This window comes from Ruegeria sp. B11 (assembly GCF_056539785.1).
The window spans coordinates 1,432,810-1,452,924 of sequence record NZ_JBQFVO010000001.1 but is presented as its reverse complement, the minus strand read 5'-3'; the positions used below and the strand labels follow the sequence as shown (position 1 = coordinate 1,452,924).

The following is a 20,115-nucleotide window of genomic DNA, read 5'->3' as shown; positions in this document are numbered from 1 at the left end:
GGCCTGAGGACTGATAGCGAAAACAGGAGCCCCCATGTCCGGACACGGCACGCCCATCCCGATGACTTCGCAGCCTTGCGGCCCGCTGACAGGCACCGCAGAGGTGCCCGGGGACAAGTCGATCTCGCACCGGTCCCTGATCCTGGGGGCAATGGCTGTGGGAGAAACCAAGATATCGGGCCTGCTGGAAGGCGAGGACGTATTGGACACCGCTAAGGCCATGCGTGCCTTTGGGGCCGAAGTAACGGATCATGGCGGTGGTGAATGGTCGGTGCATGGCGTGGGCGTTGGTGGTTTTTCCGAACCAGATCAGATAATCGATTGTGGCAATTCGGGCACTGGCGTGCGCCTGATCATGGGGGCGATGGCGACTTCTCCGATCACAGCGACCTTCACCGGAGATGCGAGCCTGAACAAACGTCCGATGGCGCGCGTCACCGATCCGCTGGCGCTGTTCGGAACCCAATCTGCCGGCCGAGACGGTGGACGTCTGCCGATGACCATTATCGGTGCTGCGGACCCCACCCCGGTGCGCTATGAGGTGCCTGTGCCGTCGGCGCAGGTGAAATCCGCCGTCCTGCTGGCAGGGCTTAACGCCCCCGGCAAGACCATCGTGATTGAGAAAGAAGCGACTCGCGATCATTCCGAACGGATGCTTGCGGGCTTCGGCGCAGAAATCACGGTCGAGGACACGGATGAAGGGCGCGTCATTACGCTGACCGGTCGGCCCGAGCTGAAGCCACAAGTCATCGCCGTGCCGCGCGACCCGTCCAGTGCGGCCTTCCCCGTCTGTGCCGCACTGATCACACCGGGCTCGGACGTGTTGGTCCCCGGTATCGGCCTGAACCCGACCCGCGCAGGCCTGTTCACCACGCTGCGCGAAATGGGTGCCGATCTGACCTACGAAAACGAGCGCGAAGAGGGGGGTGAACCGGTTGCCGATCTGCGTGCAAAATACTCGCCCAACATGAAGGGGATCAACGTCCCGCCCGAACGCGCGGCGTCGATGATCGATGAATACCCGGTGCTGTCTGTTGTGGCCGCAAATGCGACCGGCACAACAATGATGGGCGGCGTGAAAGAACTGCGCGTCAAGGAAAGCGATCGGATTGACGCGATGGCCCGTGGCCTGCGCGCCAACGGTGTGACCGTGGACGAGGGTGACGAATGGTGGTCAGTCGACGGTCTCGGCATCGGCGGTGTGCCCGGTGGTGGGACCTGCGAAAGCTTCTTGGACCACCGCATTGCCATGTCGTTCATGGTCATGGGGATGGGGGCTAAAAAGGCGGTTTCGGTGGATGACGGCGGACCGATCGCAACGTCGTTCCCGATTTTTGAGCCTTTGATGGCCGCGCTCGGTGCCAAGGTCGAGCGTACATGAGATTCACCGTAGCTATCGACGGCCCTGCGGCGGCGGGCAAGGGGACGATTTCCAAGGGCGTTGCCGCGCATTTCGGGTTTGCGCATCTGGATACCGGTCTTCTCTATCGCGCGGTGGGGCGTCGTATGCTGCAAGGTGACGAACCGGTTGCAGCGGCAGGGTCCCTGACAGCAGAAGAATTGCAGCAGGGTGATCTGCGTACGGCTGAGATCGCACAGGCGGCCTCGAAAGTTGCGGTCATTCCTGAAGTCCGAAGTGCACTCGTTGATTTTCAACGGGGGTTTGCCCGTCGCGCCGGAGGCGCCGTGCTGGACGGGCGCGATATTGGAACCGTGATTTGCCCAGACGCTGAGGTCAAACTGTTTGTCACCGCCAGCCCCGAAGTGCGGGCGGAACGGCGATATCTTGAGCTTTCGGCCAAAGGTGCGGACGTGTCACGCGAACAGGTGCTCGCGGATGTCAAAGAGCGTGACGCACGTGACGCGGATCGCAGCACCGCACCGATGAAACCTGCAGATGACGCCGTGCAGCTTGATACGTCAAACCTGAGCATTGAGGCCGCGCTGGCACGGGCGCTCGAAACAATTGAACAGAACCTGCCCGCAGCCTGAAGTGGATGCGGACAGGTGTCCGTTAACTACAATTCACCAACTGCGATGCTCTTGATGTTGGTCCACTGGTCATCTGCGGTTTTAGCGGTGCCGGTGACGTCTTTCAGGAAAGCAGCGCGGGTATCAGCATTCAGGAACAGATACAGCTTGCCGTCTGCGAACAGGTACTGATCCGGGTCGCCGTCGAACTTTTTGCCAACAGACACCCCGAACGAACAATAGCCACCGTGCTGGGGCAAGTAAGCCGCCGGATTGGCCTCGAACGCTTCAAGGTTTTCCGCGCTGGTGAAGTAATAGGATGCGCCGTCATAAGTCGCCGAATGATTGGCGAAGCCTTCTACCGGATTGCCATTGTTGACAAGCGCGACCAGATCGACGCCATGGGCTGCCAGGGGTGCACCAGCCGCCGACAGGCCTTTGGAGACGTTGATTTCGTCTGCGGCAAAAGCCGGAGCTGCCAGGGCCAGAGTTGCGGCTAATGCAGTAAGTGCGAGCGATTTCATAGTAGGGGTCCTTTCCCTTTTTGGTTCAAGGCTCGGGTCCGCCCCAAGCCGATGTAACTAAGTTAGAAAAGGTTATTCGGACGGGTAATCGCAGATAGGTCATGAGATTTTGCAGATCGTCCAAAGATCAGTGCGTTTTGCAAAAACTGTTCACATAGCTTTGTTTGGCCACCTGTCCGATGGCCGCCTAAGCTTGCTGGACAACCGTAGGAGTGGCCCATGATCAGACTAGCCCTGTTTTTGTTCTTTCTTGCAGGTAGCGTAGCTGCGCAGCAATCAGATACGCCGGTGCCCGAGGCCGAACCTCCGATGACTTACGAGCGTCTGGGAAAAATCATCTTTGCGCTAGATCCCGAGGCGCAACCGATCGGGCCGGGGTTTGAGTTGACGATATCTGATGTGACGGTGCTGGTTGTCACCGATACCAATGCTGATCGCATGCGGGCGATGGTCGCGATCGGCAGTGCTGCGGATTTGTCGCCAGCCGATTTGCAACGGATGATGCAGGCAAATTTCGACAGCACGCTGGATGCGCGCTATGCGATCGCAAATGGCACCTTATGGGCTGCGTTCATTCACCCGCTTTCGCTGTTGCAAAGGGATCAGTTGATCTCGGGGCTGGCCCAGACTGTGAATATCGCCAACACCTATGGCACATTGTACACCGGTGGTGCGGCGGAATTCGGAGGGGGCGACAGCCATGATCTGCAGCGTGAGCTGATCGAAGAACTTCTGAAGAAGGGTGAGGAAATCTGACACTTGTCCAAAGTAGGCGCACAGCCTGAATTCTGATGACGAATGTGCCAGCGACCATGGGTGTCATAGGCTCTAGCTGGATGCTTGAAAGCTGTTATAGTCTTCCCACAGCTAAATAAGGGAAAGCTGCTGTTAAATCCCCATCACTCAAAAAAAAGGGGAGGCAGCTACAAAATCCCAAGCCAACAGGGACAAAAAATATGAATAATCGTTTGCGTAAGATCACCATCGTGGGTGGTGGTACGGCGGGTTGGATGACTGCGCTGATCCTGGACATGGTGTTCTCCCGCACGTCAGCACCCAAGGATCGCCCACGCATTTGCTTGATCGAAAGCCCCAACATCTCGACTGTGGGTGTCGGTGAAGCGACGGTGCCGCGTATGCCGGTCACGCTCCGTCAGGCGGGCATATCAGAGCGGGATTTCTTCCGCGAAACCAACGCATCGTTCAAGTTGGGAGTTAAGTTCTGCAATTGGAACAACGACGCCAAGGGCAATCGGATTGACTACGTAAACCCGTTTGCCCATGGTCAATTGCTGGAGGGGTTGGAGGCTGCCGAGTATTTTCTGCGTTTTGGTAACGGGGATCGGGATTTCACGCAGTCAATCTCACCGCATGATGATCTGGCCCGGTTGTGCAAGGGTGCGCGCCCGTTGGGTGCACCTGAGTTCGAACAGCGGTTTGGCTATGCCTATCATCTGGATGCCGTGAAATTTGCGGGCATGCTGACAAAGGTCTGCGCCAAGCGCGGCGTCGAGCATATTCAGGATGAGGTGCAATCGGTCGAACTGGACGAGCAGGGCAATGTCAGCCACCTGATGTTAGAGCGCAAGGGACGCCATGACATTGAGATGGTCATAGATTGCACCGGTTTCCGGGGGTTGATCATCAATCAAGCGTTGGGCGAGCCGTTCATGGATTACTCGGACTACTTGCCCAACGACCGTGCCATGGCCTTGCAGATCGAGCACCCTAACCCCGAAAAGATCGAAAGCGTTACACGCTCGACCGCGCTTGGTGCGGGTTGGACGTGGCGTGTGCCGCTCTACAATCGTGTAGGTACGGGATATGTGTATTCATCCGCGCATCGGACCGATGATCAGGCGGCCGACGAATATCTTGAGTGGTTGGGCGACAGCGGCAAGGGGCTGACACCGCGCGTGATCCCAATGCGTGTTGGTCGTGTACGCAATGCCTGGGTTAAGAACTGCTTGGCGATCGGTTTGTCTGGTGGATTTATCGAACCGCTTGAAAGTACCGCGATCCACATGATCGATCACGCGATCCGCTGGTTTGCCGAGCATCTGCCGACCCGCGATATCGAGCCCGCGCTGCGCAACCGATATAACCGGCAGATGAACAAGCTTTATGACGAGGTACTGGATTTTATCTGCCTGCACTACCGGTTGGGTAACCGCACCGATGATCAATATTGGATCGACGCCCGCACCGAGATGAAGATTCCGGATCGGTTGGCCGAGAACCTTGAGCTGTGGCAGCATCGTCTGCCGATGGAACACGATATCGAGTTTGCGACGCTGTTCAATTTCCGCGTCTATCAGACGGTTCTTCTGGGCAAACAGGTGTATGATACGGGCTATGGCGAAGGTATCCGTGATCGTCTGCGACCGCTGAAGAAACCGATTTGGTTCCAGTGGTGGAAGGGGGCAAAAATGGACCTTGCGCAGATCCTCAAGACCATGCCAGATCACAAAACCCTGCTGCGAGATATCCGGGGCGAGTTGGAGAAGCCTGCCTTTGGCAAGGCCGCAATGGGGCAGCCGACTGTCGCAATGCCGGGCGCGAAACCGGCACCCGTGGTGATCGAGAACATGCCAAACCTCGCTGAGATTCAAAGCGGCAAGAAGGATCTGCAACTGTTCTAGCGCCGCATGGTATCATTCGGCAGAACTGACAAAGAAGGCCGGGGATCGGATCGCGTTTGCTTCGATGCCCGGACCCGATGTTCGGATTTTGTGGGATTGGCCAGTGTTTAAGGGCTTTGCTCTTGCACATGACACGGAATCCGCCTATACGCGCGCTGTCTGAACAAGGGCGGTTAACGTCCGGATGACGTATCTGAGCAGGGCCGGGTTACCTCGGCCCTTTGTGTTTGTTAGCTCGGGCGCGTTCTGGATCACGCATTCAGGCATCATGAAACAAGACCGGCGGAGACAACCGCTCGGCCAGCAAAAACGTTATGTAAAGGAAAACAACGCCACATGGCTAACGCATCCATGGAGGAATTCGAAGCCCTCCTGAATGAAAGCTTCGAAATGGACACACCCGAAGAGGGTTCTGTTGTCAAAGGCAAGGTTCTGGCGATCGAAGCCGGCCAAGCCATCATCGACGTAGGCTACAAAATGGAAGGCCGCGTTGATCTGAAAGAATTCGCAAATCCCGGCGAAGCCCCTGAAATCGCTGTAGGCGACGAGGTCGAAGTGTACCTGCGCGCCGCAGAAAACGCCCGTGGCGAAGCTGTCATCTCGCGCGAGATGGCCCGCCGTGAAGAGGCATGGGACCGTCTGGAAAAAGCATATGCCGACGACCAGCGCGTCGAAGGTGCAATCTTTGGTCGCGTCAAAGGTGGCTTCACCGTCGATCTGGGTGGCGCAGTTGCGTTCCTGCCCGGCTCGCAGGTTGACGTTCGCCCCGTGCGCGACGCTGGCCCGCTGATGGGTCTGAAGCAGCCGTTCCAGATTCTGAAAATGGACCGCCGCCGTGGCAACATCGTTGTTTCGCGTCGCGCTATCCTGGAAGAATCGCGTGCCGAACAGCGTGCCGAAGTTATCGGCAACCTGTCCGAAGGTCAGACCGTCGAGGGTGTTGTCAAGAACATCACCGAATACGGCGCATTCGTTGATCTGGGCGGCGTTGACGGCCTGCTGCACGTCACCGACATGGCATGGCGCCGTGTGAACCACCCGTCCGAGATCCTGACGATCGGCGAAACCATCAAGGTTCAGGTCATCAAGATCAACAAAGAAACCCACCGCATCAGCCTGGGCATGAAGCAGCTGCAGGAAGATCCGTGGGATCTGGTTGCTGCGAAATACCCGCTGGGCTCGGTCCATCAGGGTCGCGTCACCAACATCACCGACTACGGCGCGTTCGTCGAGCTGGAAGCCGGTGTCGAAGGTCTGGTGCACGTGTCCGAGATGTCCTGGACCAAGAAAAACGTCCACCCCGGCAAGATCGTTTCGACCAGCCAGGAAGTCGACGTCATGGTTCTGGAAATCGACGGCGCCAAGCGTCGCGTGTCTCTGGGCCTGAAGCAGACCCAGCGCAACCCATGGGAAGTGTTTGCAGAAACGCACCCCGAGGGCACCGAGGTCGAAGGCGAAGTCAAGAACATCACCGAATTCGGTTTGTTCATTGGCCTCGAAGGCGACATCGACGGCATGGTTCACCTGTCCGACCTGTCCTGGGACGAGCGTGGCGAAGATGCGATCCAGAACTACCGCAAAGGCGACATGGTTTCGGCCGTCGTCTCGGAAGTTGACGTTGAGAAAGAGCGTATCTCGCTGTCGATCAAAGCCCTGGGCGGTGACAAGTTCGCCGAAGCCGTGGGCGGCGTGAAGCGTGGTTCGGTCATCACCGTCGAAGTGACCGCGATCGAAGATGGCGGCATCGAGGTCGAGTACGAAGGCATGAAGTCGTTCATCCGTCGTTCGGACCTGTCGCGTGATCGTGCTGAGCAGCGCCCCGAGCGTTTCTCGGTCGGCGACAAGGTCGACGTCCGCGTCACCAACGTCGACAGCAAGACCCGCCGTCTGGGCCTGTCGATCAAGGCACGTGAGATCGCCGAAGAGAAAGAGGCCGTGGAACAGTACGGTTCTTCCGACTCGGGCGCGTCGCTGGGTGATATCCTGGGTGCAGCACTGAAGTCGGGCGACTAAGTCCGGGGCGTATCCCAAACATGAAATTCGGCCTCGCACCATGGTGCGGGGCCGTTTTTGTTGCGAATCAATATCTTCCAAATAGTCGGTTTAATTTGCCTATCGTTCGCGCATGAAGTGTGGAAATCAGGCCAACGGGCAAAAATTCGCGTGAGATTGTCGCAAAATGCCGCCTTTGCTGGCAGAGTATCCGTTCCCCCGATCCGGGTTTTTTCCTATACTGTCAGAACTATAGGCTTGTCACATCGTCCGCCTGGGAGGGTATTGCGTATGATCCGTTCAGAATTGATTCAGAAAATTGCCGACGAAAACCCGCATCTCTATCAACGCGACGTCGAGCGGATCGTGAATACCGTTTTTGAAGAAGTGACCGACGCCATGGCACGCGGCGACCGTGTAGAGCTGCGCGGTTTCGGCGCGTTTTCGGTGAAAAAGCGTGACGCACGTGTAGGCCGCAATCCTCGCACTGGTGAGACTGTGCAGGTTGAAGAAAAATGTGTTCCATTTTTCAAAACTGGCAAGTTGCTAAGGGACCGTTTGAACGGTAAAGCCTAGCCTCATGATGCGCTACATTCGTTATGCTTTTCTGGCTGCATTGGGGATCGTTCTGGTCTCGGTTTCGCTGGCCAATCGCCAAATTGTTGAACTTAAGCTTATGCCGGATGCTTTGTCCGAGTTGCTGGGGTTCAACCTGTCAACCTCCTTGCCGCTGTTTCTGGTCGTGCTGGGTGGGGTTGTTGCCGGCCTGGTCATCGGCTTCCTGTGGGAATGGCTGCGCGAGCACAAGCACCGCAAGGATGTGACCGTGAAGCAAGGCGAAGTGCGCAAGCTTGAGCGTGAAGTTAAGAAGCTCAAGAAAAAGCAGAATGAAGGTCAGGATGATGTGCTGGCCATTCTGGATGAGGCAAGCTGAGGCCCTAAGATGCCCGCTGATATCCGAGTTAAAATCTGCGGCCTGACCGCCCCTGACCACGTGCGCGCTGCTGTGGATGCGGGCGCGGGTTATGTTGGTTTTGTGTTTTTCCCCAAATCCCCGCGGCATGTTGAGCCCCAGACAGCTGCGACATTGGCACAGGAGGTGCCTGCGGGCGTCGCCAAGGTGGCGCTGACAGTGAATGCGACGGACGAGGATTTGGATCACATTCTTTCGATCGTGCCTCTGGATATGTTGCAACTGCATGGCAAAGAAAGTCCTGAGCGTGTGCAGCAAGTGCGAGACCACTTCGGCCTGCCAGTAATGAAGGCCATTGGTGTGGCCGAGGCCGAAGACCTCGCGGCCATCGATCTCTATTCAGATGTGGCGGATCAGCTGTTGATCGACGCAAAGCCACCGCGAAACGCGGAGCTGCCTGGTGGTAACGGTTTGTCTTTTGATTGGCGCCTGCTGGCAGGTCGTAAATACTGGCGTAGGCCATGGATGCTGGCCGGAGGTCTGACCCCTGACAATGTCGCAGAAGCGGTGCGAATGACCGGCGCTCAGCAGGTGGATGTCTCATCCGGCGTCGAAAGCTCTCCGGGTGTCAAGGATGCCGGGCTGATCCGCGCCTTTATCGACGCGGCAAGTTGATCTGATCTGCACGAACCTGCGTATCTCCTCAAAATGGGGGAGAGCATGCTGGCGGTGATCGGCGGAGTTTCACTTAAACGATGGTATCACGGGCCCGAGTTCTTCTGGCGCGCTCATCAATCCTTGCGGCAGGCACGCGGTGACGCGCTGTGCCTGCATGCCGAGGTATTTGTGCGTCAAGGCTGTTATTTTTCATACACAGTCTGGCATGATGTCGAAGCTATGCTGACATTCGCACATTCCGGCCCTCATCGTCGTGTAGTACGCGCGTCGACCCGTCTGGCAGATATCAATGTGTTCTGTCAATTTCCCTGCATTGCTGTTCCAAGTCGAGTTCAGGCACTTCAGGTATGGGAACAGCGCGCTCAGGCGGCGGAATGATACGTTTTGCGATGGCAAATCACTCCATCACCTCCTATGAACATCGGGTACGACGAGGGAGACTTCCATGGCCAACGATCTTTTTAATTCCTTCATGTCCGGCCCCGATGAACAAGGCCGCTTTGGCATCTTCGGCGGGCGCTTTGTCAGCGAAACGCTGATGCCGCTGATCCTGTCACTGGAAGAGGAATATGACAAAGCCAAGGATGACCCCACATTTTGGGCCGAGATGGACGATCTGTGGGCAAACTACGTGGGTCGCCCTTCGCCGCTCTACTACGCGGAACGCCTGACCGAACATCTGGGCGGCGCAAAGATATACTTGAAACGTGACGAACTGAACCACACCGGCGCGCATAAGATCAACAATGTGCTGGGCCAGATCATTCTGGCGCGGCGCATGGGAAAGACCCGGATCATCGCCGAGACCGGGGCAGGGCAGCACGGCGTGGCCACAGCCACCGTCTGCGCCAAGTTCGGCCTGAAGTGCATTGTCTACATGGGTGCCCATGACGTTCAGCGTCAGGCCCCGAACGTGTTCCGTATGCGCCTGCTGGGAGCCGAAGTGATCCCGGTGACATCCGGCAGGGGTACGCTGAAAGATGCGATGAACGACGCTCTGCGCGACTGGGTGACCAATGTGCGCGATACCTTTTACTGCATCGGCACCGTTGCTGGCCCGCATCCTTACCCGGCGATGGTGCGCGACTTTCAGTCGATCATCGGCAAGGAAGCCAAGGAACAGATGCAAAAGGCCGAGGGCCGTTTGCCCGACACCATCATCGCCGCCATCGGAGGTGGTTCGAATGCGATGGGCCTGTTCTACCCGTTCCTCGACGACAAGGATGTGAATATCATCGGTGTTGAAGCGGGCGGCAAGGGCGTGAACGAGAAGATGGAGCATTGCGCCTCATTGACTGGAGGTCGTCCGGGCGTGCTGCACGGCAACCGCACCTATCTGCTGCAGGATGATGACGGGCAGATTCTCGAAGGCTATTCGATCTCGGCCGGTCTGGACTATCCGGGCATTGGCCCCGAGCATTCCTGGCTGCACGACATCGGTCGCGCGAACTACGTCTCGATCACGGATAAAGAAGCGCTTGAAGCGTTCCAGTTGTGCTGCGCCACCGAGGGTATCATCCCTGCGCTGGAGCCCTGCCATGCGCTGGCGCATGTTATGAAAATCGCGCCGGAATTGCCCAAGGACCACCTGATCTGCATGAATATGTGTGGCCGGGGGGATAAGGATGTGCAGACCGTCGCACGGTACCTGAACTTTGATATGTCGGATACCGAAGGTCGCGCAGCGGACTGATTAGGCCTAACAGGCTTTGCGCCTTTGAGGAACTGTGCCAGTTTACATTGCATGTGCAGTGTTTCCTCAAAGGCCGGACCCGACCGACTTGACCAGAAATACGATCAGGCCGCCCCGGGCTGGGCAGACAAGATGCGTCTGCTGGGGTATTTCGATGCCTATCTGGGTTTTCTGTCCTCGGACCCGCAGGTCGAATTGGGCCGTAACGCACTGGATATCGGGTGCGGTACGGGAGCCTTTGCCGAAGCACGCGCCGTGATCCGGCGCGAAGGGCATGTGACGCTTTTGGAACCTTCGGCCCGAATGCTGCAACTGGCAGGGTCAGCGTTGCAAAGGCGCGGTGGAAACGCCGAGACTGTCCAATCGCGCTTGGAAGAGTTCCATCCGGCATCCCGTTTTGACTGCCTGTTGGCTGCGCATGTTCTGGAGCATTGCGTTGATCCGATAGATGCTTTGCGCCGCATGCGCGATCTGGTTGAACCGGGTGCAACGCTTTGGTTGGTAGTCAGCAAGCCACATTGGTGTAATGCGATCATCTGGTTCCAATGGCGGCACCGAACCTATCGACCGGATATTGTGGCGGAGATGCTCGCGCGTTCGGGCTGGGATCTGCAGGCCGAGCATGGCTTTCCAACCGGGCCGCCGTCGCGCACGTCTCGCGGATATCGGGCGATCGCCATCTAGTGCTCGTCTTCAGCGCGCTGCATTTTTAGAATATGGAGAGGTACGATATCCAGCGCCCTCTGGTGCGTGGCTTCAAGGTGCACCTTGGGCGCGCATCCCTCGTCATGGGCTTGCAAAAAGCGCCCCGCACACAAGCACCAGCGATCACCAGGCTTGAGCCCAGGAAAATCGAATTCAGGCCGGGGTGTGCTCAGGTCATTTCCGACATATTTCGAATATGCCAGAAACTCTGCCGTCATCACGGCGCAGACCGTATGGCTTCCCTGATCCTCGGGGCAGGTGTTGCAGGCACCGTCGCGAAAGAAACCGGTTAGTGGTTTGCGCGAACAGGGCGCGAGCACGCCGCCCAGAACATTGATGCTGTCTTGCTTCTGCATGATGGTATCTTACAGGCTTCGCGCAATTTTGCGGAACATTTCTATGTTCTGCTCACCGACACCTGGATCGCGGAACTTTCGGTCTGCGCCCGTCGTGACAATCAGAACACCACGTGGCTGGTCGAAGTAAATGTACTGCCCATACACGCCCCGCGCCATGAATTCACCTTCATGGGCACCGATCGGAATCCACCATTGATAGCCATACCCTATCTTGCCCGGTTCGGTCGGTGCGCTTGGCCAAGTAGCGGCGTCGATCCAATCCGCGGGTACAATCTGCCGTCCATCGCGTTCGCCATCCTGCAAAATCAACTGCCCGAACCGGGCAAAATCGCGCGTTGTGAAGTTGAGACCACCCAGAACAAATGCAACGCCTGCTCCATCGGTGATGTAGTAGCCTTCTCGCTCCAATCCCAGCGGTGTGATCACTTTCTCGGTCAGTAACTCTGCAACGCTGCGTCCTGTTGCCCCCCGGATGACCATTCCGATCACATGAGTATCGATCGACACATATTGCCACGTTTCACCCGGCGCGACGAAACTGTCCGTCAACGAAGCCGCGAAGTCGTCCAGTTCACCTCCCAGCGCCACGACGCGGCCCATGCGATTGATGTCGGAATTATAGTCCAGATAATCCTCGTCAAAGGTCACGCCGCTGGCCATGTTCAACACGTTGCGGATCGTGGCGGTCTCATAGGCGCTGCCCTTGAGGTCGGGTGCGTATTGCACAACCGGATCGTCGAGCGAATTGATCGCGCCTTCATCCAGCAAAATACCGAACAAGGCAGACAAATAGCTTTTAGCAATTGACCAGGAGATCCTGCGATCATCCGGCCCGGTGTCCAGATAGTATTCTTCGAAACGAATTTCTCCGTCCTGCATCACCAACAGGGATGTTACCGAGCGATCTTCGATCCACTGGTCTGTTACATCGGGAAGATCGAAGCCAGGCCCATACGGCAGCTCCCAAGTCGGGCCATTGCCACGCGGCAGAGTGACCGTCAGAAAGGCTTCGTCCATATGCGAAAAGTTGTGGACGATCTTTTCTTCTGAAAACAGCGAATTCACCGCCATCAGGCGCTGGATTTCCTCGTGTTTCCAAAATCCAACAACCGCCGCTGCCAATGCCAAGGTCAACAGGATACGCAGCAGCCATCTGAGCGCTGTTTTCATTCGACACCTCCCTTTGCCTCTGACATTGGACTTTGGCCTGAGGCTTTGCGCAAGCGCAACGTTGCGGAATGATTATCTGAATTTATCCAGCAGCTTTTGCATGGCCGAACGCTCATCGGGCGCTAAAACGGCTTCGGCGGCAGCTTTGGGGGGCGTTTCAGGTTTAGTGGGCTGCTTCGATGATCTGGGCGGAGCAGTGCGCAGGGCAACGGCATTCATGAATTTCCCGCTTTTGTCATCGGCAAGATAAGTGGCACCGTCCGAGACGCCGCGCAGTACGTCATCCAGCCAGTCCGCATCCGCCTTTGCAAAGTCGCTTAGAACATAAGGCGAGACCATTTCTTTGCGGCCCGGGTGACCGATACCCAGCCGCACGCGATCATAGGCCGGGCTGATATGGTCGTGGATCGACCGCAACCCGTTATGGCCCGCGTGGCCACCGCCTGCTTTAACGCGCACTTTACCGGGTGCCAAGTCCAGCTCATCATGGAAGACGGTCACGTCCGTCGAGTCGAGCTTGTAGAAGCGCATTGCCTCTCCCACTGACTGGCCAGAGCGGTTCATGAAGGTTTGCGGCTTGACTAGCAGCACTTTCTGGCCGCCTAGACGTCCTTCGGCAATTTCAGCCTGGAACTTGGACTTCCATGGACCAAACCCGTGATCTTGGGCAATTCGCTCTAACGCCATGAAACCGATATTGTGCCGGTTGCGAGCGTATTTTGATCCCGGATTTCCCAAACCGACAAACAGTTTCATCGCTTTGTCCCTTACAGTCTCGCGTCGTTATCTCATTGCATGGATCAGGGGATGTTTTCCAGCCCCGTACACGCAAAAGAAAACGGGGCCCCAGAAGGCGCCCCGTTTCAAATCTGGATTTGATCCGGATTTATTCTTCTTCCTGGCCGATGACTTCAACTTCATCTGCAGCCACTTCTTCCTCATCACCCTCTTCGTCGTCGCTGGTCGACAGACCGGTGGGTGCCGAGACGTTGGCGATCACGAAGTCACGATCGATGGTGGGCTTGGTGCCTTCGGGCAGCACAACCGAAGAGATGGTGACAACGTCGTTGATTTCCATGCCAGTAAGATCAACGGTGATCTTCTCAGGAATGTCACCGGCGGTGCAGAGCAGTTCAACCTCGGGGCGGACAACGGTCAGAACGCCACCCTTTTTGATACCGGGGGCTTCTTCTTCGTTGATGAATTCAACGGGGATGAACAGCGCGATCTTGGTGGTCCGACGCAGGCGCATCAGGTCCAGGTGGGTCGGCAGGTCTTTGACAACGTCACGCTGGACATCGCGGCAGATGACGCGCACGTCTTCGTGACCTTCGACTTTCAGGTTCCACAGGGTCGACTTGAACCGGCCTGCTTTCAGGCGCTTGAACAGTACGTTGAACGGGATCTGGATCGGCAGCGGCTCTTTATCGCCACCAAAAACAATGCCCGGAACCATGCCATCGCGGCGTGCTTGACGAGCGGCGCCCTTGCCTGTCCCCGTCCGTTCCAGAGCTACGAGATCAGGAATCTCTCCAGCCATGATAATTCTCCAATGTTAGGGCGGGCATCCTCCAAGGCTGTATGCCCGCGTGAAGCCGCGTCCTTAGCTTGATTCAGTTGGTTTGGAAAGGGCTTTTTGTAGCCCGAGGATTTTTGCGAGGCTCTGCCTCGCGCTCCGAGGTATTTACGGCCAGATGAAGGACGGATCCTCTGCTTCATCTGGCTGCAAGTACCTTGAACGAGACGCTCAATGGGCGGCCATGCGGCGTCTCCATCTACGTGGGAGGCGTAGGATCAAGCCTGCCAGCGACCGCCAAAGTCTTCGGGGACTAGAAGATTGTGGCGCCCAAGATCGGCTACGTTACGTTCACCGCAAAGTGCCATCGTTGTATCGAGCTCTTTCTGGATCACTTCCAATGCCGTTGTCACGCCTTTCTGACCCATTGCACCCAGCCCATAGACAAAGGCGCGACCAATAAAGGTGCCCTTGGCCCCAAGCGCCAGAGCTTTCAGCACGTCTTGCCCTGAACGGATGCCGCTATCCAGATGCACTTCGACATCACTGCCGACGGCATCCATGATCTCGGGCAGAACCCGGATCGAGCTGAGCGCACCATCCAGCTGCCGTCCACCATGGTTTGAGACAACAATTGCATCTGCGCCAAGCTTTGCAGCCATTTTGGCATCTTCGGCATCAAGAATGCCCTTAAGGATCACCTTGCCGCCCCATTGTTCCATCAGTTTCTCGACTTTGCCCCAGTCGAGGCTGGGATCGAATTGCTCGGCGGTCCATGTGCCCAGCGAGCGTGTGTCGGTTATACTGTCGACATGACCGACGATATTCCCGAATTCTCGGCGCTTGGCACCTAGCATCTCGATGCCCCAGGCCCATTTCGTCATCAGGTTGGCGATGGTCTTGGGGGTCAGCTTTGGCGGCGCAGATAGGCCATTCTTCAGGTCCTTGTGTCGTTGGCCAAGGATTTGCAGATCAAGCGTAATGACAAGGGCCGAGCATTTCGCATCCTTCGCGCGCTGGATAAGTCGCCCGACATAATCCTGATCTTTCATAGTGTAGAGCTGAAACCAGAAAGGGGCCGAAGTGTTTTCAGCGACATCTTCGATCGAATTGATCGACATGGTCGACAGTGTGAAGGGTACACCAAAGGCTTCGGCGGCTTTGGCCGCTTTGATCTCGCCATCCGCGTGCTGCATTCCTGTCAGGCCTACCGGAGCCAATGCAACGGGCATGGATACATCCTGCCCGATCATCTGCGATGCGGTCGAGCGCCCTGTCATGTCTACGGCGACCCGTTGGCGCAGGCGGATATCTTCGAAATCCGACGTGTTCTCGCGGAAGGTTTGTTCGGTCCAGCTGCCGCTTTCTGCATAGTCAAAAAACATGCGGGGTACGCGACGCTCATAGATCCGTTTGAGGTCTTCGATATTAGTAATGACTGGCATTGATCAGGTTCTCGCAGGATTGGTTAAGTTTCTTTACCAATTATTTTGAAGCACCGCAATGCCCGCTTTCTGCGGTTGGTTGCCGCGTGGCCAAAACTAAAAACACCGCAGTAGGCGGCGCGCCTGCTGCGGTGAAGAACCATCTGAAAATGGAAAGAAATTGTTAGGCGGAGTGTGCGCCATCTGACAGTGTTTTGACAAAATCCAGAACCTCGGTCACCGGTTTTCCGGAACCGATCTGGCTGACAATGGCAGATCCAACTACCGCGCCATCGGATACACTCGCGATGTTGCGAGACTTTTCTGGCGTATTGATGCCGAAACCGACGATCACGGGCAAATCAGTTGCAGCTTTGATCCGAGCGACCTCGGGCCCAACATCGGTTGCCTGCGCTTCGGCAGCACCGGTTATGCCGGTAATCGATACATAATACACAAAGCCGGATGTGTTTTGCAGTACGCGAGGCAAGCGTTGGTCATCGGTCGTCGGCGTCGCCAAGCGGATGAAGTTCAGCCCGGCAGCTTGCGCGGGCAGACAAAGCTCTTCGTCCTCTTCGGGGGGCAGGTCGACGACGATCAGCCCGTCGATCCCCGCTGATTTTGCATCTGCCAGGAATTTCTCGACACCTCGGCTGTAGATCGGATTGTAATATCCCATCAGCACGATCGGTGTGGTGTCATCGGATTCACGAAAGGCGCGGGCCAGATCCAGAGTGCGTTGCAATGTCATTCCACCATCCAACGCCCGTTGGCCAGCAGCCTGAATGGTCGGGCCATCGGCCATCGGATCGGTAAAGGGCAGGCCCAACTCGATGACGTCGACACCTGCGCCGGGCAAACCCTTCACGACCTCCAGCGATGTGTCGTAGTCGGGATCCCCGGCCATGACATAAGCTACAAATGCCTTTTTGTCCTGTTCCTTCAGGGCGGCGAATTTGGCGTCGATACGGGTCATCGGAAGTCCTTGCACTCGGGTTTGGACCTGATGTGCAGAAACTTTCGCTGAAAATCAATCCCGCTTGGTGGGCTTCCGATCAGAAGGCGTAATGGTATCTCAGCAAAAGTGCATTTACGCCTGGGTTGTCTTCCTGCGTGCTGGCGTTGGATATATGAGTGATAGCGGCAGACAGTTTGTTGCCGCTTTCCAGCGTATAGCCAAGGCCCAGTAAGCTGCGTATCTGAAAGCTGCCGCCCAGATCATTCCGTTCATTGGATTCACTATAGTATCCCGGCATGACACTGCCCTCGATGAACCAACGGTCCGCAAAAGTGTAAAGCCCGATCAGGCCCGCGCCGACATGCGTGTCACCGTCGGTATCAACAGACAGGGACGCACCCCAGGTGGCGCTGAAACGGGTCGCTTCGTAGAAAGAGCGATGCTGGTATTCCAGCGAAACAATCGCCTGATCTTCGCTCTCAGCGCTGGAATAATCTGCGTAGCCTGCTCCGAAAATGATGGATTGGGCCTGTGCTGCAGTAGCGGCTGTCAGCGCAAAAGCCAGAATAACAAGGGATTTCATTTTTACCTACTATGTCCGTCGTTCGTTGGTATTGGTTTTATTGAGGAATGTAGGTGCATGTTTTCAATGGACGCAAGAACACAAATCGATGTCGATTTTGTGATGTGGCAGAATAGACTCGCGGCAGTGTTCAGGCACTTTGCCTTGCGCATTGCACCGGACCTGCCTAGAAGCGGCGCTCGAATGGTATCAGGAGGCCGTCATGGGCTTTAAAATGGGAATCGTGGGTTTGCCGAATGTTGGCAAGTCGACTCTCTTCAACGCACTGACCAAAACTGCGGCAGCTCAGGCGGCGAATTTCCCGTTCTGCACCATCGAACCCAATGTGGGGGATGTCGCCGTTCCTGATGACCGGCTGGATAAACTGGCGGCGATTGCGACCTCGAAACAGATCATTCCAACCCGCATGACCTTTGTGGATATCGCGGGGTTGGTGAAAGGGGCCTCGAAAGGCGAGGGGCTGGGCAACCAGTTCCTGGCAAACATCCGCGAGACCGACGCGATTGCCCATGTGCTGCGTTGTTTCGAAGATGGTGACGTGACCCATGTGGATGGCCGCGTTGATCCGGTGGCCGATGCCGATACGATCGAAACCGAGCTGATGCTGGCCGATCTGGAAAGCATCGAAAAGCGTCGCGCCAATCTGGTGCGCAAGCTGAAGGGCAATGACAAAGAAGCGCAACAGCAGGACCGCCTGCTGGCCGAGGCGCAGGAGATGCTGGAAAACGGCAAGCCAGCGCGTCTGGTTGAAGTGTCTGATGAAGACGCCAAGGCATGGAAAATGCTGCAACTTCTGACCACCAAGCCGGTGCTTTATGTCTGCAACGTGTCCGAAGAAGAGGCCGCCGAAGGCAACGAGTACTCTGCCAAAGTCGCTGAGATGGCTGCCGCGCAAGGTAATGCTCATGTCGTTATCAGTGCCAAGATCGAGGAAGAGATCAGCCTTCTGGAAGACGACGAGGCACAGATGTTCTTAGAGGAAATGGGTCTGGAAGAGCCCGGCCTCGACCGTCTGATCCGTGCCGGTTACGACCTGCTCAAGCTGGAAACCTATTTCACCGTCGGCCCGAAAGAGGCCCGGGCCTGGACCATCCGCACCGGCACCGCCGCACCACAGGCCGCAGGTGTCATCCACGGAGACTTTGAGAAGGGCTTCATCCGCGCCGAGACTATCGCCTATAACGACTACATTGCTGCCAATGGCGAACAAGGTGCCAAAGAGGCGGGTAAGATGCGGGCCGAAGGGAAGGGCTACATCGTCAAGGATGGCGATGTGATGCACTTTTTGTTCAACACCTGAGAAGCCACCAAAGCAGTCACTGCTCAGCTTATAACCTCGGATTTTCTGCGAAGAACGGGCCGATATCGGGTTGCTCGTGTGTGAATGCCATTGTCCACTTCATGTTGTGGTGGGCTACGTAGATATCCGCGCCAAAAGATGTGAAATCTGGATATGATTCTGAGAGGCAGCTATACGACCATTTGATATCTTCATCAAAGATAACATACGCGGCAGGCCACTGGTTCTTATAGGAATTTAAAGCGTCATCGCCCGCCCGCGCGATTTGAAACCCGTAACTGAAACCATGCCAGCGGAAGCGATTGTGAATCCAGGAACCGGTTGATTTCTTTACGTTCCCGGCGAATGTCTGATGCCAGCATTGAACAACCTCACCACCTTCTTTGGAATCGAGAGGATCAAAATCGACGCATTCACGCACCAAGAAGTCCTCAATTTGGTTTCTCGTAAGGTTCATGGAATAATTCGGTTCTATGTTGTTGTTGAACCGGCATATCGCGCGTTAAGGCGAAGTGTCAAAACCGCTCAGGTGGCAAGATGCGATCCTGTTAGTTTCATTTGGGCTGGAGCAGCAGTTCGGCAGGCTCAACCACCCGAGTATTGCATGTATCTGAAGCGCCGATCCTGTGGCAGCCAACAAATTGACGATGCTCGCATCTCGCACATTTCTCTTGTGCAGAAATGTGGTTAGTTTGGTTTTTGACCTGATACTTGAGACAGCTCTAGATGATCGAAATCCGCGACCTGCAATTGCTCAGCGCATTGGCGCGGCATCGTCATTTCGCCAAGGCAGCTGAGGAATGCGGGATTTCACAGCCTGCGTTCTCGATGCGAATCCGAAACCTGGAGGATCGGCTGGGTGTCTCCATCGTTCGCCGCGCAAACCGATTTCAGGGGCTAACCGAAGAGGGCGAGATGATTGTCCAGCGCGCGCGGCGCATTCTCGACGACACCAAGGCTTTGGAACAACAGGTGCTCGCTGCAAAGGGTGAGATCACCGGCACGCTTATTTTGGGTGTGATCCCAACAGCGATTGCCTTCACCGGGCGTCTCACGAAGCGGTTGCGCGATGCGCATCCACGTATCGTGACCCGGATTGAAACAATGTCTGCAACGGCCATTCAGCACCGGTTGGACGAAGGAAGTCTGGATGCTGGCATCACTTATGGCGACAGTATCGGTACCGATCTACGGCAAGTGCAGCGCTTGTACGAAGAAACTTATGTCCTATTGGTCCCCTCGCATATGACCGATGAGACAGGCCCGATCCCATGGGCCCGCGTGGCCGAGTTTCCCCTGAGCCTGCTGGAACCACAGATGCAGAACCGGCGGATTCTGGATCGGATATTCGCCGAACAGGGCTTGCACCCGGATATTGTGGCCGAGACCAGCGGATTCACTGCCTCGATGGTCATGGCACGCGAGGGGCTAGCGGCCACCGTGATTCCACGCGTGCTGGTGCGGGCGCTGGGCGACCTGAAGGACACAAGGGTGCTGTCCCTGATCGAACCCGTGGTGAGCAAGCCGATTTGTCTGGCCACGCTCACTCGTGACCCGGAATTACCCACGGTCGCGGCCTTGCGCACAGTGATGGCGTCTTTGCGGTGATAAACTGTCGTTATCGTGCGATTGAAATATGCGATTTGACGATATGCTAGTCTGATGAGACACGGGGCCTCAATCGGAG

Annotated in this window: 22 protein-coding genes; 13 read left to right on the top strand and 9 right to left on the bottom strand. The window is 56.5% G+C overall.

Translation table 11 applies throughout. The annotated features are described in order from the left end of the window. Positions 1 to 34 precede the first annotated feature (34 nt). Together aroA and cmk are read left to right on the top strand one after the other, a co-directional pair. Complete coding sequence (aroA, locus tag ACR0I1_RS07320; RefSeq protein ID WP_480705646.1) at positions 35 to 1,381, top strand: 3-phosphoshikimate 1-carboxyvinyltransferase; 1,347 nt, start codon at positions 35 to 37, stop codon at positions 1,379 to 1,381. Then, complete coding sequence (cmk, locus tag ACR0I1_RS07315; protein WP_480705644.1) at positions 1,378 to 1,992, top strand: (d)CMP kinase; 615 nt, start codon at positions 1,378 to 1,380, stop codon at positions 1,990 to 1,992. Before aroA ends, cmk begins: the two co-directional genes overlap by 4 nt. 26 nt (positions 1,993 to 2,018) lie before the next feature. Here the strand turns inward: cmk and ACR0I1_RS07310 are convergent, their stop codons facing one another. Then, entirely contained in the window at positions 2,019 to 2,495 is a 477-nt protein-coding gene (locus ACR0I1_RS07310) for a YHS domain-containing (seleno)protein (RefSeq protein WP_223117646.1), read from the bottom strand. 219 nt (positions 2,496 to 2,714) lie between these two features. Between ACR0I1_RS07310 and ACR0I1_RS07305 the strand changes: the two genes are divergently transcribed. The 9 genes from ACR0I1_RS07305 (at position 2,715) to ACR0I1_RS07265 (ending at position 11,097) form a co-directional block, all read left to right on the top strand. Next, a complete protein-coding gene (locus tag ACR0I1_RS07305; RefSeq protein WP_170404529.1) occupies positions 2,715 to 3,251 on the top strand; it encodes a hypothetical protein in 537 nt (178 codons plus the stop codon). Between the two features lie 200 nt (positions 3,252 to 3,451). Beyond that, positions 3,452 to 5,137, top strand: a complete 1,686-nt coding sequence (locus tag ACR0I1_RS07300) for a tryptophan halogenase family protein (protein ID WP_170404526.1) — start codon at positions 3,452 to 3,454, stop codon at positions 5,135 to 5,137. A 336-nt stretch (positions 5,138 to 5,473) separates the two neighbouring features. Next, the gene (gene rpsA, locus ACR0I1_RS07295; RefSeq protein WP_039532111.1) at positions 5,474 to 7,150 is read left to right on the top strand and encodes a 30S ribosomal protein S1; all 1,677 of its coding nucleotides are present in this window, start codon (positions 5,474 to 5,476) and stop codon (positions 7,148 to 7,150) included. 270 nt (positions 7,151 to 7,420) lie between these two features. Then, positions 7,421 to 7,705 (top strand): integration host factor subunit beta, encoded by a 285-nt coding sequence (ihfB, locus tag ACR0I1_RS07290; RefSeq protein ID WP_050603110.1) that lies wholly within the window; start codon positions 7,421 to 7,423, stop codon positions 7,703 to 7,705. 7 nt (positions 7,706 to 7,712) lie between these two features. Then, entirely contained in the window at positions 7,713 to 8,063 is a 351-nt protein-coding gene (locus ACR0I1_RS07285; RefSeq protein WP_170397774.1) for a LapA family protein, read from the top strand. Positions 8,064 to 8,072: 9 nt separating this feature from the next. Then, entirely contained in the window at positions 8,073 to 8,717 is a 645-nt protein-coding gene (locus ACR0I1_RS07280) for a phosphoribosylanthranilate isomerase (RefSeq protein WP_170424387.1), read from the top strand. Between the two features lie 33 nt (positions 8,718 to 8,750). Next, positions 8,751 to 9,098, top strand: coding sequence for a hypothetical protein (locus ACR0I1_RS07275; protein WP_480705641.1), 348 nt, complete (start codon positions 8,751 to 8,753; stop codon positions 9,096 to 9,098). 67 nt (positions 9,099 to 9,165) lie between these two features. Then, entirely contained in the window at positions 9,166 to 10,413 is a 1,248-nt protein-coding gene (gene trpB / locus ACR0I1_RS07270) for a tryptophan synthase subunit beta (protein ID WP_170397508.1), read from the top strand. Positions 10,414 to 10,464: 51 nt separating this feature from the next. Further along, positions 10,465 to 11,097 (top strand): class I SAM-dependent methyltransferase, encoded by a 633-nt coding sequence (locus ACR0I1_RS07265; RefSeq protein ID WP_480705639.1) that lies wholly within the window; start codon positions 10,465 to 10,467, stop codon positions 11,095 to 11,097. Here the strand turns inward: ACR0I1_RS07265 and ACR0I1_RS07260 are convergent. From ACR0I1_RS07260 to ACR0I1_RS07230, 7 genes are all read right to left on the bottom strand, one after another. Further along, complete coding sequence (locus ACR0I1_RS07260; RefSeq protein WP_170397502.1) at positions 11,094 to 11,474, bottom strand: DUF2237 family protein; 381 nt, start codon at positions 11,472 to 11,474, stop codon at positions 11,094 to 11,096. The two genes, ACR0I1_RS07265 and ACR0I1_RS07260, sit on opposite strands and share 4 nt — an antisense overlap. A gap of 9 nt (positions 11,475 to 11,483) precedes the next feature. Then, the gene (locus ACR0I1_RS07255) at positions 11,484 to 12,647 is read right to left on the bottom strand and encodes a serine hydrolase domain-containing protein (RefSeq protein ID WP_480705637.1); all 1,164 of its coding nucleotides are present in this window, start codon (positions 12,645 to 12,647) and stop codon (positions 11,484 to 11,486) included. A gap of 72 nt (positions 12,648 to 12,719) precedes the next feature. Then, positions 12,720 to 13,403 (bottom strand): aminoacyl-tRNA hydrolase, encoded by a 684-nt coding sequence (gene pth, locus ACR0I1_RS07250; protein ID WP_480705635.1) that lies wholly within the window; start codon positions 13,401 to 13,403, stop codon positions 12,720 to 12,722. Between the two features lie 130 nt (positions 13,404 to 13,533). Further along, positions 13,534 to 14,187 carry a 50S ribosomal protein L25/general stress protein Ctc gene (locus ACR0I1_RS07245; RefSeq protein ID WP_170397494.1) on the bottom strand — a complete coding sequence of 218 codons (654 nt, stop codon included), beginning with the start codon at positions 14,185 to 14,187 and terminating at the stop codon, positions 13,534 to 13,536. Positions 14,188 to 14,441: 254 nt separating this feature from the next. Further along, a complete protein-coding gene (locus ACR0I1_RS07240; protein ID WP_170397492.1) occupies positions 14,442 to 15,608 on the bottom strand; it encodes an alpha-hydroxy acid oxidase in 1,167 nt (388 codons plus the stop codon). A 163-nt stretch (positions 15,609 to 15,771) separates the two neighbouring features. Continuing rightward, a complete protein-coding gene (gene trpA / locus ACR0I1_RS07235; RefSeq protein WP_170397490.1) occupies positions 15,772 to 16,563 on the bottom strand; it encodes a tryptophan synthase subunit alpha in 792 nt (263 codons plus the stop codon). Positions 16,564 to 16,642: 79 nt separating this feature from the next. Continuing rightward, the gene (locus ACR0I1_RS07230; protein WP_170397488.1) at positions 16,643 to 17,128 is read right to left on the bottom strand and encodes an acyloxyacyl hydrolase; all 486 of its coding nucleotides are present in this window, start codon (positions 17,126 to 17,128) and stop codon (positions 16,643 to 16,645) included. A gap of 202 nt (positions 17,129 to 17,330) precedes the next feature. Between ACR0I1_RS07230 and ychF the strand changes: the two genes are divergently transcribed. Then, on the top strand, positions 17,331 to 18,428 hold the full coding sequence (gene ychF, locus ACR0I1_RS07225) for a redox-regulated ATPase YchF (protein WP_480705633.1): 1,098 nt from the start codon (positions 17,331 to 17,333) through the stop codon (positions 18,426 to 18,428). A 28-nt stretch (positions 18,429 to 18,456) separates the two neighbouring features. Here the strand turns inward: ychF and ACR0I1_RS07220 are convergent, their stop codons facing one another. Further along, positions 18,457 to 18,885: a DUF4275 family protein gene (locus ACR0I1_RS07220; RefSeq protein WP_480705631.1), complete on the bottom strand. Its 429-nt coding sequence runs from the start codon at positions 18,883 to 18,885 to the stop codon at positions 18,457 to 18,459. 269 nt (positions 18,886 to 19,154) lie between these two features. On the opposite strand from ACR0I1_RS07220, the gene ACR0I1_RS07215 reads away from it, so the two are divergent. Next, entirely contained in the window at positions 19,155 to 20,036 is an 882-nt protein-coding gene (locus tag ACR0I1_RS07215; protein ID WP_170404498.1) for a LysR family transcriptional regulator, read from the top strand. Positions 20,037 to 20,115 lie beyond the last annotated feature (79 nt).

Coding starts and splice junctions, on each gene's coding strand:
- aroA (WP_480705646.1), top strand. CDS start 35: ATGTCCGGACACGGCACGCCCATCCCGATGACTTCGCAGCCTTGCGGC.
- cmk (WP_480705644.1), top strand. CDS start 1,378: ATGAGATTCACCGTAGCTATCGACGGCCCTGCGGCGGCGGGCAAGGGG.
- ACR0I1_RS07310 (WP_223117646.1), bottom strand. CDS start 2,495: ATGAAATCGCTCGCACTTACTGCATTAGCCGCAACTCTGGCCCTGGCA.
- ACR0I1_RS07305 (WP_170404529.1), top strand. CDS start 2,715: ATGATCAGACTAGCCCTGTTTTTGTTCTTTCTTGCAGGTAGCGTAGCT.
- ACR0I1_RS07300 (WP_170404526.1), top strand. CDS start 3,452: ATGAATAATCGTTTGCGTAAGATCACCATCGTGGGTGGTGGTACGGCG.
- rpsA (WP_039532111.1), top strand. CDS start 5,474: ATGGCTAACGCATCCATGGAGGAATTCGAAGCCCTCCTGAATGAAAGC.
- ihfB (WP_050603110.1), top strand. CDS start 7,421: ATGATCCGTTCAGAATTGATTCAGAAAATTGCCGACGAAAACCCGCAT.
- ACR0I1_RS07285 (WP_170397774.1), top strand. CDS start 7,713: ATGCGCTACATTCGTTATGCTTTTCTGGCTGCATTGGGGATCGTTCTG.
- ACR0I1_RS07280 (WP_170424387.1), top strand. CDS start 8,073: ATGCCCGCTGATATCCGAGTTAAAATCTGCGGCCTGACCGCCCCTGAC.
- ACR0I1_RS07275 (WP_480705641.1), top strand. CDS start 8,751: ATGGGGGAGAGCATGCTGGCGGTGATCGGCGGAGTTTCACTTAAACGA.
- trpB (WP_170397508.1), top strand. CDS start 9,166: ATGGCCAACGATCTTTTTAATTCCTTCATGTCCGGCCCCGATGAACAA.
- ACR0I1_RS07265 (WP_480705639.1), top strand. CDS start 10,465: ATGTGCAGTGTTTCCTCAAAGGCCGGACCCGACCGACTTGACCAGAAA.
- ACR0I1_RS07260 (WP_170397502.1), bottom strand. CDS start 11,474: ATGCAGAAGCAAGACAGCATCAATGTTCTGGGCGGCGTGCTCGCGCCC.
- ACR0I1_RS07255 (WP_480705637.1), bottom strand. CDS start 12,647: ATGAAAACAGCGCTCAGATGGCTGCTGCGTATCCTGTTGACCTTGGCA.
- pth (WP_480705635.1), bottom strand. CDS start 13,403: ATGAAACTGTTTGTCGGTTTGGGAAATCCGGGATCAAAATACGCTCGC.
- ACR0I1_RS07245 (WP_170397494.1), bottom strand. CDS start 14,187: ATGGCTGGAGAGATTCCTGATCTCGTAGCTCTGGAACGGACGGGGACA.
- ACR0I1_RS07240 (WP_170397492.1), bottom strand. CDS start 15,608: ATGCCAGTCATTACTAATATCGAAGACCTCAAACGGATCTATGAGCGT.
- trpA (WP_170397490.1), bottom strand. CDS start 16,563: ATGACCCGTATCGACGCCAAATTCGCCGCCCTGAAGGAACAGGACAAA.
- ACR0I1_RS07230 (WP_170397488.1), bottom strand. CDS start 17,128: ATGAAATCCCTTGTTATTCTGGCTTTTGCGCTGACAGCCGCTACTGCA.
- ychF (WP_480705633.1), top strand. CDS start 17,331: ATGGGCTTTAAAATGGGAATCGTGGGTTTGCCGAATGTTGGCAAGTCG.
- ACR0I1_RS07220 (WP_480705631.1), bottom strand. CDS start 18,885: ATGAACCTTACGAGAAACCAAATTGAGGACTTCTTGGTGCGTGAATGC.
- ACR0I1_RS07215 (WP_170404498.1), top strand. CDS start 19,155: ATGATCGAAATCCGCGACCTGCAATTGCTCAGCGCATTGGCGCGGCAT.